This is a genomic window from Paenarthrobacter sp. YJN-D (assembly GCF_015040335.1).
In the GTDB taxonomy this organism is placed as follows: Bacteria; Actinomycetota; Actinomycetes; order Actinomycetales; family Micrococcaceae; genus Arthrobacter; species Arthrobacter nicotinovorans.
This window is the reverse complement of sequence record NZ_CP053549.1, coordinates 4,101,599-4,114,899: the sequence shown is the minus strand read 5'-3', so window position 1 is coordinate 4,114,899 and position 13,301 is coordinate 4,101,599. Positions and strand designations below refer to the sequence as shown.

12 protein-coding genes are annotated in these 13,301 nt (G+C 64.2%); 7 read left to right on the top strand and 5 right to left on the bottom strand.

Translation table 11 applies throughout. The features are described 5' to 3' along the window. Positions 1–120 precede the first annotated feature (120 nt). Entirely contained in the window at positions 121–894 is a 774-nt protein-coding gene (locus tag HMI60_RS19120) for an IclR family transcriptional regulator (RefSeq protein ID WP_018780355.1), read from the top strand. Between the two features lie 85 nt (positions 895–979). Continuing rightward, positions 980–2,167 carry a 4-hydroxybenzoate 3-monooxygenase gene (locus HMI60_RS19115; RefSeq protein ID WP_193590224.1) on the top strand — a complete coding sequence of 396 codons (1,188 nt, stop codon included), beginning with the start codon at positions 980–982 and terminating at the stop codon, positions 2,165–2,167. Positions 2,168–2,393: 226 nt separating this feature from the next. On the opposite strand, the gene HMI60_RS19110 is transcribed toward HMI60_RS19115, so the two are convergent. The 3 genes from HMI60_RS19110 to HMI60_RS19100 form a co-directional block, all read right to left on the bottom strand. Then, positions 2,394–3,995, bottom strand: coding sequence for a DUF222 domain-containing protein (locus HMI60_RS19110; RefSeq protein WP_370584062.1), 1,602 nt, complete (start codon positions 3,993–3,995; stop codon positions 2,394–2,396). A gap of 367 nt (positions 3,996–4,362) precedes the next feature. Continuing rightward, a complete protein-coding gene (locus HMI60_RS19105; RefSeq protein WP_193590222.1) occupies positions 4,363–5,223 on the bottom strand; it encodes a class II glutamine amidotransferase in 861 nt (286 codons plus the stop codon). Positions 5,224–5,245: 22 nt separating this feature from the next. Then, positions 5,246–6,646 carry a glutamate decarboxylase gene (locus tag HMI60_RS19100; RefSeq protein ID WP_193590221.1) on the bottom strand — a complete coding sequence of 467 codons (1,401 nt, stop codon included), beginning with the start codon at positions 6,644–6,646 and terminating at the stop codon, positions 5,246–5,248. Positions 6,647–6,833: 187 nt separating this feature from the next. On the opposite strand from HMI60_RS19100, the gene HMI60_RS19095 reads away from it, so the two are divergent. Continuing rightward, a complete protein-coding gene (locus HMI60_RS19095; protein WP_026267446.1) occupies positions 6,834–7,028 on the top strand; it encodes a hypothetical protein in 195 nt (64 codons plus the stop codon). On the opposite strand, the gene HMI60_RS19090 is transcribed toward HMI60_RS19095, so the two are convergent. After that, a complete protein-coding gene (locus tag HMI60_RS19090; protein ID WP_193590220.1) occupies positions 6,997–8,844 on the bottom strand; it encodes a glycoside hydrolase family 15 protein in 1,848 nt (615 codons plus the stop codon). The two genes, HMI60_RS19095 and HMI60_RS19090, sit on opposite strands and share 32 nt — an antisense overlap. 135 nt (positions 8,845–8,979) lie before the next feature. Between HMI60_RS19090 and HMI60_RS19085 the strand changes: the two genes are divergently transcribed. From HMI60_RS19085 to HMI60_RS19075, 3 genes are all read left to right on the top strand, one after another. Beyond that, on the top strand, positions 8,980–9,876 hold the full coding sequence (locus HMI60_RS19085; protein ID WP_039243358.1) for an SDR family oxidoreductase: 897 nt from the start codon (positions 8,980–8,982) through the stop codon (positions 9,874–9,876). Positions 9,877–9,983: 107 nt separating this feature from the next. After that, on the top strand, positions 9,984–10,214 hold the full coding sequence (locus HMI60_RS19080) for a DUF6458 family protein (RefSeq protein ID WP_018779783.1): 231 nt from the start codon (positions 9,984–9,986) through the stop codon (positions 10,212–10,214). A 112-nt stretch (positions 10,215–10,326) separates the two neighbouring features. Continuing rightward, complete coding sequence (locus HMI60_RS19075; protein ID WP_018779784.1) at positions 10,327–10,611, top strand: hypothetical protein; 285 nt, start codon at positions 10,327–10,329, stop codon at positions 10,609–10,611. A 340-nt stretch (positions 10,612–10,951) separates the two neighbouring features. On the opposite strand, the gene HMI60_RS19070 is transcribed toward HMI60_RS19075, so the two are convergent. Continuing rightward, complete coding sequence (locus HMI60_RS19070; RefSeq protein ID WP_110506059.1) at positions 10,952–11,545, bottom strand: histidine phosphatase family protein; 594 nt, start codon at positions 11,543–11,545, stop codon at positions 10,952–10,954. Positions 11,546–11,817: 272 nt separating this feature from the next. Between HMI60_RS19070 and HMI60_RS19065 the strand changes: the two genes are divergently transcribed. Next, entirely contained in the window at positions 11,818–13,299 is a 1,482-nt protein-coding gene (locus tag HMI60_RS19065; RefSeq protein ID WP_227453601.1) for a serine/threonine-protein kinase, read from the top strand. Positions 13,300–13,301 lie beyond the last annotated feature (2 nt).

The following is a 13,301-nucleotide window of genomic DNA, read 5'->3' as shown; positions in this document are numbered from 1 at the left end:
TAACGCGGCACACGTCCTACCATTGAATGGAATCGATAATTCCGGTGGATGGCGTCAGCTTGGTGCCATCGCGCAGTTTCGTGCGTCGTCCCTTACGCGCTTTCAGAAAGGTGGTGAACGGTGGCCAACTCATCATCCGGCGACTCCGTGGTCGAACGCGTCGTGCGGTTGATCGCCGCGTTTCCCGAGGGCGTGACATCGCTGCAGCTGACCGAACTCGCCGAACGAGCGGGCCTTCCGTTGTCCTCCGCCCACCGCCTGGTCCGCCAGCTTTCCCAGCAGGGGCTGCTGGATCTTGGCGCGGGCGGGACGGTGCGCCTCGGGCTGCGCTTATGGGAACTGGTCAACCGCAATTCGCCCACGCTGGCCCTGCGTCAGGCTGCCATGCCGTTCATGGAGGACATTCAGCAGGTCCTCAACCAGAACGTCAACCTGGCCATCCTCGAAGGCTGGGAAGCGCTGTTCGTGGAGCGCCTTTCCCGGCGCGGGTCCGTGGCCAACAGGGCGCGGGTCGCCGGGCGGATGCCCGTCCATATTTCGTCTGCCGGCCTGGCCCTCATGGCCAACCAACCACGGGAGCTGCAGGCGGAGTACCTCAAGCACTTCCGGGACCCGGCGGGAAAGGTTACCGCCGACGTCGTGCGCCATCTCCTGGCCGAAGCCGCGCAGCAAGGCTATGCCCAGCTGGCGGGCGTTGTTGATCCGGATACCTGGGGAATCGCTGTGCCCATACTGGACAGCAAGCGCCGTACGGTGGCGGCCCTCGGGGTGGTGGTTCCTTTGGCCGAGATGCGGCTCCAAGCGCTGGTGCCGGCGTTGCAGACCGCGGCACGTGGCATCGGACGCCAGTTGGGCGATAACAATCACAACTTCCGTTCAATGGAAGTGGTGTAACGCCAGTCACTCCGTTCGGGCCACACTGATTCCAAGCTCATCCCAGCCGTTCGAAGCGCGGGGATCCGCAACGAAGCGAGGAATCATGACACGCACACCCATCAGCACCCAGGTAGCCATCATGGGCGGAGGCCCTGCCGGGCTCATGCTTTCCCATCTGCTGGCCAGGCAGGGAATCGACTCTGTGGTGGTCGAAATCCGCAGCCGCAAGGACATCCAGGAAACAGTTCGCGCCGGAATCCTGGAGCACGGCACGGTGAACCTGCTGGTCGACTCAGGGGTGTCGGACAGAGTGCTCCGCGAGGGCGACCGGCACGACGGCATCGAGCTGCGCTTCAACGGTGAAAGCCACCGCATTAATTTCAAGGAACTCGTTGGCGAGTCCGTGTGGCTGTACCCGCAGACAGACGTTTTCATGGATCTCGCCGCCCGTCGGGAGGCTGACGGCGGCGACGTCAGGTACAGCGTCTCGGATACCACCGTGCATGACCTCGAAGGCAAACCGAAGGTCTGGTTCACTGACTCGGAAGGGCAGGAGTTCGAGATCCAGGCTGACTTCCTCGTCGGTGCCGACGGATCCCGCAGCCACTGCCGCTTCCAGATCCCCGAAGCTGATCGCAAGTGGTATTTCCACGAGTACCCGTTTGCGTGGTTCGGCATCCTGGCAGAAGCCCCCCGCAGCGCCGACGAGCTGATCTACGCCAATTCCAAAGACGGCTTCGCCTTGATCAGCCAGCGCACCGAGACGGTGCAGCGCATGTACTTCCAATGTGATCCCAAGGAAAACGTGGCCGACTGGGACGACGAACGAATCTGGACCGAGTTCCGCAAGCGCGTCAATGGCAACGGGTTCGAGCTCAAGGAAGGCCCGGTCCTGGAGAAGATGGTCCTGCCGTTCCGCAGCTTCGTGCACACGCCCATGCGCCACGGCAACCTCTTCCTCGCAGGCGACGCCGCCCACACGGTCCCGCCGACGGGGGCCAAAGGCCTGAACCTGGCCATCCATGATGTCAAAGTGCTCTTCGAAGGGCTCGACTCCTTCTACGCCAACGGCTCCACGGCCCTCCTGGACTCCTACAGTGATCGCGCCCTGGACCGGGTTTGGAAGGCGCAGCACTTCTCCTATTGGATGACGTCCATGCTGCACACCGTCCCGGAAGCCGACGATTTCGACCGCGCCCGCCAACTCGGTGAGCTGCACTCGGTGGTTACGTCCGAGCATGCCAAGGCGTACCTGGCGGAGTCGTACACGGGCTGGCCCACCTCGCATTGATTCCGGCTGGGCTTGGTCCCGTGGCCTGCGGTGTGAGGCCCGGGTCCTGGAGCCAGCCCGTGGAGGTAGCCCGCCGTCATCCTTCGCCCTGAACGCGACCACCATCGCCGTGACCTTGCACGGCCACCCTCGTTGAGTCCGCGTCAGGGGTGCTTGGCGTCGCGTTTCCACGGGCATTCCTCATCTGACTTTTGCGGAGCGGTTTGATCAGGCGTATCGCTCGGTGTCATGTTTTGGGTGGTGTGTGGTGGTGGTTGCGTCGTGGTGTTTGGTGCGGGTCGATGTGGGGTGGGGGGATGAACCAGGGGACGCCGTTTTGGATGGTGATGCGCCAGTGTTCTTTGTGGATGAGGTGGTGGTGGTGGGAGCAGAGCAGGGTGGCGTTGTTTGTTCCTGTGGTGCCGCCTTGTGACCAGTAGGTGATGTGGTGGGCTTCGCACCAGGGTGCGGGGAGGGTGCAGTCGGGGAACGCGCAGCCGCCGTCGCGGGCGGTGATGGCTTTGCGGATGTGGGGTGGGAAGATCCGGGTGGTGCGGCCGATGTCGAGTATTTGGGAGTCGGTGCCGAGCAGGACGGGCAGGATGTCGGCGTCGCAGGCGATTTTGCGGATGGTGTTGGGGTGGATCGGGCCGGTGAAGGTCGCGGTGCCGGTACTGAGGGTCTTCCGGGGGCGCGGCTGATGTGTCGCGTTGGGCTGCTTCGGGGTGTTGGTTTCTTTTGTGGCGCTCGTGGTGGTGTGGGTGAGTTGTTGGAAGAGGTCGTGGTGGTCGATGGTGACGGTGAGTTGGGGTCGGAGTCCGCCGTTGCTGGGGAGTTTCCCGGTGGTCATGGCTACGGCGCAGGCTCCGATGAGGCCGTCGAGGAGTTTCTGGGCGCGGGAGCGCCGGTCCAGCTGAGGGCCGGTGGTGCCGGTTTGGGTGTTTGTGGTGTTGGTGAGTCGTGGGTTGGTGGCGGCGTTCATGGCGGTGGTGAGGGTTTCGTATTGTTCGGTGGTGGCGAAGATTTCCAGGTGGTGGAGTCCGTGGCGGCGTTGGCGTCGTAGGAACGCGCCTTGGACGTGGTGGAGGGCTTCTTCGGTGGGTTCGGGGCCGTTGTGGTCGATGTGGTCGATCCAGCGGTTGGCCATTGTGGTGACGAAGTCGGGGTCGGATTGTGTGGCGGTGGTGGTGAGGGCGTGTTCCATGCCGTTGAGGGTGTCCGGGTCGGTGAAGTGTTGGGCTTTGTCCAGGGCGGTGCTGATGATCGTCGCGGACCGGGACGGGACCTGTCCGGTGTGGAGGGCGTCGGCGAGTCTTTGACGACGGGCCGGGATTTCCTGGCCGGTTATTCCGGCCCCGGGCAGGACCTCGTTCGCGAGGGCGAGCCGGCGCCGTGCTTCGCCGATCCCGATCCTCAACCGGGCCCGGAGGAACTCCGCCGCGTTCCGGTACCCATCATCCAAAACACTGCCACCACCACCAGCACCACCGGATCCAGCACCACCGCCCTCTGAGCTACCGGCTGGTTCGGTCCACCCCGTCCGCCATTCCTGGGCGCCGGACGCCGGGGACTGTCCGGGCTGCTGTGCCGGCGCCGCACGCTGCGCCTCGGTCCGGGTCCGCTCCACAGCCTGCGCCGCGACGACCTGCACGTACTCCAGCTGCCGAGACAGATCCTCTACCCGGCCCGCAAAATCAGCAGCCTCCCCAAAGCCAAACAACCGGGCATCGGCAGCGACCGAACTACCCAGCTCGACCAACGCCTCGGAAGCATCGTCAAGATAAGAACCGAGCGCCGTCTGTGCCAGGAGAAGGGCATCGCTACCGTCGTTTAGGGATGGCCGGGGCAAGTCGCCGGAAGGGCATTGGGCAACGGACGATGGCACCCTGCCATGAAGCAGGCCTGATGAGGGAGCTCCTTCATGGTCTGAACGCGCTCCATCATGACCGGGAGACGCTGTCCCAGGTCCCATGAGCTGCCCAATCCCATCCATGGATCAACCCTGTCAGACCCTCTAGAACGCCAGAAGCCCTCAACCACCGTATGTGGAAAACAGTCCGCACAACGCACTGCAGGCAGCCGCCCCTGAGCGCAAATCCGTTTACTAACGCGCAGCAGGCGCCCAGGCCCAGCGGCTCCTAGGTGACCAGCCCGACGACGGCGGCAGCTCGCCGTCGTCGTCTGCTCGCCAAAAGTGCGGACTAAGGCAGCCGGGGTCACCGTGCCTGCGACGCTGCCGCGGCCGGTTCGAGGTCGGCGAGGCTAAGCGGGTAGGTCGGGGCATCGGGGAAGGCGATAGTGGATGTCACCGTCAGGTCCGGTCCGACGTGAACCAGCTCGCCCGACGCCATGGGTCGCCAGCCGGGGTTTTGGTCCATGGGTTCGGTGGCGAGGAGGACGTGCGGGGACCGGGAGAGTTCGGAGCTGTGGGAGCGGATCCGTGGGCTTTGGACGTCGAGGGGGCTGGGTTTGGCGGCCGGGCGGCGTTCAAGCATGTAGAGATCGTGCGTCGCCGGGTACCTGAGTGCCCACATATCCGTGGCCGTTGTCAGGATGAAATTGAGGCTGAATACGGGCAGTTCCTTGGCTACCCAGGCGACGGCGCCCACTATGCCCGCCTGGATGTCCCCGTCGGCGGCCCTGGTCTCGGCGGTAATGAGCGCGAAAAGACGCTCGCTGTCCGACTGGCCCAGCACCAGGTCCATGGCCTCGAGCTCAACAAGGCGACGATCAAGTTTTTCCAGGCCCCGCAGCACCCCGTTATGGGCAAAGAGCCGGCCGTCCTGCTCGAATGGGTGCGTGTTGACCATGGTGAGGGCGCCGGTGCTGGCGTACCGCACGTGCGCCAGGAACGTGGTGCTTTTCAGGTCACGGGCTTCACGGGCGAAGGCGTGGTCCTCCCACGCTGCCATCGGCTGTTTGAAAACGTGTGCCTTGCCGGCCGCGTCGAAGGTTCCGATTCCCGCGCCATCGGGTTCCCGCCGGCTTTGGGCCGAGAGGCTGTCCGGTGCATTCAAGAGCCAAAACGTTGCCCGCACTGCTTGGGCGCCTGCATGCAGCCCGAAAAGACGGCACATGGGAATCCTCTCCTTCGCATGTTTAGTGGTGGAAGCCCTCGGGCTGTTTGTCCATGGGCATGGGTGACGTGAGGCTGTCCAGGTACTCCACTGCCTTGGTGAGGTCGGCCAGAAAACTGGAAGCGAGATCACGGGTGAATCCGTTCCGCACCACGATTCTCTGGACTGTTACCTCACTCAGGCCATCAGGCAAGGGATAGGCGGGCACCAGCCAGCCGTTCATGCGGAGGCGTTCGGACACGTGCTTGAGGTTCCATTTGTCCGTGTAGCCCTCCGTGAGCTGCCAGGCGAAGACGGGGATATCCGAGCCGTCGCTCCAGAGGGTGAATGCGTCCATGGCTCCAATCTCGCTGGAGAGGTACAGGGCTACATCCCGGGAAGTGGCCTGGACGGACCTGTACCCTGCAAAACCGAGCCGGAGGAACAGGTAGTACTGCAGGAGGACCTGGGCCCCGGGCCGGGAGAAGTTCAGCGCGAACGTGGGCATGTCGCCGCCGAGGTAACTGACGTGGAAGATCAGGTCTTCGGGGAGCGCATCCGCGTCCCGCCACACCACCCAACCCAGGCCCGGGTAGACCAGTCCGTATTTGTGTCCGGAGGTGTTGATCGAGGCGACCCGGGGGAGCCTGAAATCCCACACAGTTTCGGGCTGGAGGAAAGGTGCCACCATCGCACCCGACGCGCCGTCAACGTGGATTGGGATGTCCAGGCCGCGGCTTGCCTGGATCGCATCCAGCGCATCGGAGATCAGCTGGACGGGTTCGTAACGGCCTGTGTAAGTGACACCGAGGATGGCGACGACCCCGATGGTGTTTTCGTCCACGTATTGGTCCAGGTCGTGGCCGTCCAGCATGGGATGTTCGGCAGAGACCGGCACAAAGCGGGGTTCAACTTCCCAGTAGTTGCAGAACTTTTCCCAGCACACCTGGACTGCTGAACTCAGGACGAGGTTGGGTTTGTCGGTTGGCTTGCCGGCCTTGCGGCGTGCGTGTTGCCAGCGCCGTTTCAAGGCCAGTCCGCCCAGCATGCAGGCTTCGGAGGATCCGATGGTGGACGTGCCAATGCTTTTCCCGGGATCCGGTGAGTTCCACAGATCGGCGAGCATCCGCCAGCACCGGGTTTCGATGAGTGCGGTTTGGGGGTACTCGTCCTTGTCGATCATGTTCTTGTCGAACGTCTCGGCGTACAGGGTGGACGCTTCGGTCTCCATCCACGTCCCGACGAACGTTGCGAGGTTCAAACGGGAATTGCCGTCCAGCATCGCCTCGTCGTGGACAACCTGGTACGCGGTGGCGGGGAGGGATTCACCGTCCGGAAGGGTGAACCGGGGAAAGATGGTGGATTCTCCGGGCCTGCTGAACAGGGGATTGAGTTCGACGGCGGTGTCCGGTTCGTGGTGGGACGTGCGGTGGGATCTGCTCACGGGGCAACTCCTTGGATTCGTTCGCTCGCGGTGGGGCAACTCGTCTGCGGCTCACGCTACCCGTGGCCGGCCACGCACCCAAGTATTGGACATGCTCGACGGCGGGAGGTCGCCGTCGGACGTCAGGACCGTTCCGGTCTGGAAACTGCCGCTATCGCAAAAGCCGCGACGATGGGACGATCTTCCTATGGGCGAACAAGAGAAATACCAGCCCGCCGAGCCGGCCGGCATTGCGTCAGAGGATGCGGGAGCTCCAACAACCCAACAGATGCGGACCGTCGGGCAACGCAGGCGCGAAGCCGAGCGCAAGCTTGACCTGCATCTGGAAGAGGCGCGCCACAAGGGTGAGGCTACTGAAGACGGGGATCATTCCGAAGGGTAGAGCCACTGGAACTCCCGGCGCCGCCAAACGGGGTGTCGCTCTTGCGGGCCTCCCCGTGGTGCAGTTGCAAGGCGCTGTGAATCAGCGGGAAGTGGCTGAACGCCTGGGGAGTGTTGCCCAGTTGCCGTTTGGTGCGGGGATCCCATTCTTCGCTCAGCAGGCCGACGTCGTTGCGCAGGCTGAGCAGCCGCTCGAAGAGTTCTGTGGCTTCGTCTGTGCGCCCGATGCCAAGCAACGCGTCCACCAGCCAGAACGAACAGGCCAGGAAGACCCCTTCGTCGCCAGGTAATCCGTCGTGTCCGGACTGGGTCCGGTACCGAAGAACCAGTCCGTCGTCCGTAAGGCCCTTCCGTACGGCGTCCACGGTCCCGGCCACGCGCGGATGCCGGTGCGGCAGGAACCCCACGCGGGGGACCAGCAGCAGGCTCGCATCCAGTTCCTTGCTCCCGTAGGACTGCACGAAGCTGTTGAGGTCCTCGTCGAAGCCCTTGGTCATGACGTCATTGTGGATTTCGCTGCGGAGCGCCGCCCAGCGGTCATGCGGGCCGGGCAGTCCGGAGGTCCGCACGGCTTTGACCATGCGGTCGGCCGCTACCCATGCCATGACTTTTGAATGGGTGAAGTCCCGGCGGGGTCCGCGCATTTCCCACAGCCCGTTGTCCGGCTGGTTCCAGGCCCCTTCGAGGTATTCCATCAACGCCACCTGGATGTCCCAGGAATTGTCGACGGTGTCCTTGAAAGCGGCCCGGGTCAGTGAAAGTCCGTCCAGGACTTCGCCCCACACATCCAGTTGAAGCTGCGGAGCTGCCGCGTTCCCGGTTCGGACAGGCGCCGAACCTTCATACCCGGACAGCCACGGAATATCGGCCTCCGGAAGCCTGCGCGCGCCGTCGAGTCCGTACACGATCTGAAGTTGTGAGGGGTCGCCGGCGATGGCCCGCAGCAGCCAGTCCCGCCAGGCGGAGGCCTCTTCCGTGTAGCCCGCGGCGAGCAGAGATTGCAGCGTCAGGGTGGCGTCGCGCAGCCAGCAGTACCGGTAGTCCCAGTTCCGCGGGCCGCCTATCTGTTCGGGCAGGGACGTCGTGGCGGCGGCCACGATGCCGCCGGTGGGGGCGTAGGTGAGCGCTTTGAGGGTGATGAGGGACCTCTCGACCGGCTCCTTGTACTTCCCCGCTATCTTGCTGCGGCCGATCCACTCGAGCCAGTACGATTCCGTGGCGTCAAGCGCCCGCAGGGGGTCGATGCGCCGGGGTTCGCGCTCATGGCTGGGTGCCCACCGCAGAACGAACGGGACCCGGTCGCCGGCACGGACGGTGGAGTCGCTGTAGGTCCGGTTTTCCCGTCCCATGAGCGGGGCGTGGGTGGTGAGGTAGGCGGAATCCGGCCCGGCAACAGCGCTGATGCCGTGCTTGCTGCGACGCACCCAGGGCACGACGCTGCCGTAGTCGAAGCGGAGGACGAGTTCCATATGCATGTCCACCTCGCCGGACAAGCCTTCGACGATCCGCACGAGGTCCACGGCGTCGTCGCGGACGGGCATGAAGTCGATGACCTTCACCGAGCCGCCGTCGACTTCCCAAACAGTCTCCAGGATGAGGGTGTCTTCCCGATATGCGCGGCGGGTGCTGTTGCCGCCGTCGGGAGTGCCGGCAGGTGCCAGGAGCCAGCGCCCGGCTTCGGGCGTGTGCAGAAGCGCCGCAAAGCAGGCGGGCGAGTCGAACCTTGGCAGGCACATCCAGTCAATGGACCCGTTCCGTCCCACCAGGGCGGCAGTGTTCAGGTCCCCGATGATTGCGTAGTCCTCGATCCTGGCCATGGAACCGATCCTAGTCTGCGTCGCCGGCCTCCTTGGTTGAGGCTCGACGGCGGAAGTCGTCGCCGGGTTTGGGTCTGGTCTCGCTTTCGAGTGCGTGCTACCACTGTCGTAGGAACAAAACCCTGAGGAGAAGTTGTGGCCGAAGACCTGCCTGTCCTTGTTGTTGGCGCCACGGGTTTCCTGGGCGGCCAAGTGGTTGATGAGCTGTTGCGCCGCGGCAGGAAAGTCCGTGCGCTGGTTCGCCCGGGCTCCAAAGCCGCCAAGCTGGAGGCCAAAGGGGTTGAGGTCGTCCGCGGCGACATGCTGGATACCGCCTCGCTGATCGCGGCCATGACGGGCGTTTCCGCAGCAATTTCGACGGCGGCCGGCTATACCCGGAATGACAGGAATGCCAAGGTGATCGACAGCTACGGCAATAGCAACCTGGCCGTCGCTGCCAAGTACGCCTCCGTGCCGCGCTTCGTGTTGATCAGCATTCTCACCTGCGACGAAACACCCCAGATCCCGCATTTCTGGAACAAGAAACTGGCGGAGGATAAGTTCGAGGAACTCGGCGTACCGTTTGTCGCGCTGCGTCCCGGCGCGTTCTTCGACCAGGCTGTGGGAATGGGCGGGGATCCTTTCGCGAAGGGGCGTTTCGTGTGGCTCGGTTCCAAGGACGCGCGGCTGACGTTCGTTTTGGCAAGCGATCTCGCCGCTTACCTGGCAGCTGCCGTTGACGCTGACATTGTGGACGGCGAGCGCATCGATATCGGGTGGACGCGGCCGCTTAGCATGCAGGAGGCGGCCGGAATCGCAGGCCGTCGGGCGGGGAGGGAGATCAAGGTGCGGTCTGTTCCGGCCGGGGCCATCAACGGGCTCGGCAAGGTCACCGCCAAGGTCCTTCCACTGGTGGCGGACATGGCCAGCATGGTGGCGTGGTTCGAGACCGGGAAGTATGTTGCGGACACTACCCGCCAGGAGCAGGTCTTCGGTCCTGTGCCGACCCCTGAGGACGCCATCGGCCGGGTGGCTGCGCGGTATGGCCACTAGCAGCCGTGTCTTTTGATGGCTGGCGGGCACGGTAAATCATAAGTATCCTGATGACACGGATCCGGCCACGCCCTGTACATGCGCCGGACATACATGAGGAGCACGTTATGAGAATCGGTTCTTCCATTGCCCTGATTGCCATCGGAGCTATTCTGGCTTTCGCGCTCGCCCCCGGAATCATCCCTTTCCTGGACCAGGTCCTGGTCGGTTACATTCTGATAGTGGTGGGAGTCATCGGCCTCATCATTTCGATCGCCATGTCCAACAGGACCCGCCGCACGGTCGTTGAGCGCCGCGGCGATCCCCACACCGTCGTCGAACGGCGCCCCGAGATCTAGCAGCCACAGCCAACGAAAGAAGCGCACGACGGCGGCCTCCCGCCGTCGTGCGCTTTCTGCGTCCGGTGCGGGGCTGGTCCGGCCCTGCCGCCCAACGGCGTAGGCTGCTGCCATGGAGCAGACATTCGACATCGAATTGGTGAATCAGAACGAGTACCTGGTGCGTTGGGCTTCGGAAGGGCAATCCGGGGAATCCCTGATCCACACCAATCCTGCGTTCCTGGCCGAGGTGGGGCTCGAAGGCATTGATGAGCAGCGGATCGTGGAAGAAACCACCAGCTACCTCGCCGAACGCCAGCCGGTCATCGACTTCCCGCAAACGGTGGACCTGGAAGAAATTGCGGCGGCGTACACGGACTACACCGAACAATTGAAGTCGCGGCTTCAGGCCAAATAGGACTTCCGCGTCACGATCCTGCCTTTTCCGCTACTTAACCTGCGTCCGGTCAGTCGGCGTCCAAGGGAGTAGCGGCCATCAATACCTTCACGCCCGAGTCGATCGCTGCATGGGCATCATCCCTCAATTCCAGGACCACGCTTTGCTTCGACATCGCCGGGATTCATCGGGGCAAGGTGACGTTTTATGCGGGGCCAGGGTCAGCCGGGAACCAGGCAATCGCAGTCTTCGATCTTCCCGGAGCCGGAACGTTCCTTGCACGCCACCTTGGTGGGGCAATGGAAGACTGGGTAGCCGGCCTGCTTGAGGAAGCCAGGAGACTTGCTCCGGAAAGGCCTGTTCAGGCCTGAACGTCTGCCGCGATGCGCTCACCGTTGAAGTACTCAAGCTGCCAGCCGTCAACAGGGTGATGGTGGGCAAGGTTCAACACAGCGTTCTGGACACTGTCCAGCGTGCGGCCAATCGCGCGGCTCAATGTCAGCCGGATCAGCGTGCCGTGGGCAACCACCAGAACGCGCTTGCCTGCGAACTCCTGGGCCAGGGACTCCAGCGCAGCAATGCCGCGGGCTGCAGCGTCGTCGTCACTCTCGCCACCGCGGAAACCGCCCGGGATGCGCAAGGCCTCCAGTTCCGGTCCGGCCTGCAAGCCTTCCGCCGGCCCAAAGCTGCGCTCAGTGAGGTCCGGCACCAGCCGGGCCACGGAGAGTCCCAGTCCGTCGGCGATGATTTCCGCCGTTTCTGCCGCCCGGCTCAGCGGCGAGGACACTACCGTGTCCCATTGCTGGCCGGACAGGAAGGCGACGGCGTCGCGCGCCTGGCCGCGCCCGACGTCGTTCAAGGGGATGTCAGTGGCTCCCTGCAACCGGCGCTCCGCGTTCCAGTCGGTCTGGCCATGGCGGACGAGGGCGATAGTTGTGAGGGTCATGCTTCCCATTGTGCCCTGCCGGCCAAAGGGGCGCAGTTCCCTGCGTCACGTACGGAAACGCCCGACGGCGGACGGGCGTATCGCCCTGATGAGGCCCTTCGTGAAGCGTCCCATTGTCCTTACCGTGATTTAATCAGTATCCTGATGACTTATCTGGTGAAACCGGATGATGCTGTTTGAGCTGAGTTGCTCACGCCGCGAGGGCTGAAGCAACCGGCCAAGCGGCTACGTGAAATGTGATTGACGGCATTACTTGGTACCGGCGGGCAGAGATTGGGTCCGTGCCGCGCCAGGTGGTCCCAAAGGACGTGACAACCGTGGGCTACAACGAAATAACCGTGGGCGCTGGCGCCCCCGATTCCGTGAACGGCACGGAAACAAGCGGCGCACTCGACGGCCGCTACCAACTTGGACCCCTCCTGGGCCGCGGCGCGATGTCCACTGTCCATCAGGCGACTGACCTGGTCCTTGGCCGTGAGGTTGCTGTAAAGATCTTCCTTCCCGGCTCCGGCGACGAATCGTTCCGCACCCGCCAGGAAACCGAAATGCGCCTCCTCGCTGCCTTCGACCATCCCGGACTGGTGGCAGCCTTTGACGCGGGCGTCGATACGCGCAACGACGAAGAACGTGCCTACCTGGTCATGGAACTCGCCCAAGGGCGGGACCTGCGTGCCCTCCTGGCCGACGGGCCGCTCACTGTTCCCGAAACCGCGCGGATCGGGATCCGGATCGCCGGAGCCTTGTCCCAGGTCCACGAACACGGCGTCATCCACCGTGACATCAAGCCGGCCAACATCCTGGTGTCCGACGACGACGGGCTGGCTCAGTCGGTGAAGCTGGCGGACTTTGGGGTCGCCCTGGTGATGAACGATAACCGCCTCACCGCGACCGGATTCACCGTTGGCACGGCGCAGTACCTCAGCCCGGAGCAGGCGCAGGGCCTGCACCTGACGCCAAAAAGCGACATCTACTCGCTGGGCCTGGTGCTCCTGGAATGCCTGACAGGTCATGCGGAGTATCCGGGTACGCCGGTGGAGACAGCCTCGGCGCGTCTTCATAGAGCCCCGCAGATTCCGCTGGAACTGCCTGCTCCGCTGCGCTCCCTCCTGGAGGCGATGACGGACATGGACCCGGAAAAACGACCCGCGGCCCAGGACGTGGAGCAAGCGCTGTCGGAGGAGGGTGTCCAATCAGGGCGCAGGACTGCGATCCTTCCGCCCGTCCCGCAGCGGACTCCGCTTCAGGCGCCGACGGCGTTGACGCCCAATGCGGGTGGCCTTGCCACCCGACCGGCGGCTATCCGGCCGCGGAACAGGAAGCCGGCGACGGTTGCCGGAATCCGTGACTTCAGCAAACGGCGGCCCAAGACCGCACGGGGTGTGGCAGCTGCAGCAGTGGCCATTCCCCTCGCCCTGCTGGTGCTTTCCCAAGGGCTGTCCTCGGCCGGCAATACAGCCGACCCGTCCCAGCCTTCCGATAACGGCGTGTCGCAGGCCGATCCGCAACCTTCCTCGCCGATCCTTCCGGTGCCGGCAGCTCCTTCGCCCTCGGCGGTTGTGCCGGCGGAAGTAGTCAACGTGCCAGGGACATCGGTGCCGGAGCAAGCCCCGGAACCGGTGGTGCAGGGCATCCCCGTTCAGGACCTCCCCGTCCAGGCCCCCTCAGGCCAGTCTCCGGCAGATATGAACGGCGCGGACATTGCCAAGACCAAGAGCGATGGCAAGAGCGACAAGAAGCCTGGGAAAGACAAGGCCGCAAAGTAGCC

Coding starts and splice junctions, on each gene's coding strand:
- HMI60_RS19115 (WP_193590224.1), top strand. CDS start 980: ATGACACGCACACCCATCAGCACCCAGGTAGCCATCATGGGCGGAGGC.
- HMI60_RS19105 (WP_193590222.1), bottom strand. CDS start 5,223: ATGTGCCGTCTTTTCGGGCTGCATGCAGGCGCCCAAGCAGTGCGGGCA.
- HMI60_RS19095 (WP_026267446.1), top strand. CDS start 6,834: ATGGGCGAACAAGAGAAATACCAGCCCGCCGAGCCGGCCGGCATTGCG.
- HMI60_RS19090 (WP_193590220.1), bottom strand. CDS start 8,844: ATGGCCAGGATCGAGGACTACGCAATCATCGGGGACCTGAACACTGCC.
- HMI60_RS19080 (WP_018779783.1), top strand. CDS start 9,984: ATGAGAATCGGTTCTTCCATTGCCCTGATTGCCATCGGAGCTATTCTG.
- HMI60_RS19075 (WP_018779784.1), top strand. CDS start 10,327: ATGGAGCAGACATTCGACATCGAATTGGTGAATCAGAACGAGTACCTG.
- HMI60_RS19070 (WP_110506059.1), bottom strand. CDS start 11,545: ATGGGAAGCATGACCCTCACAACTATCGCCCTCGTCCGCCATGGCCAG.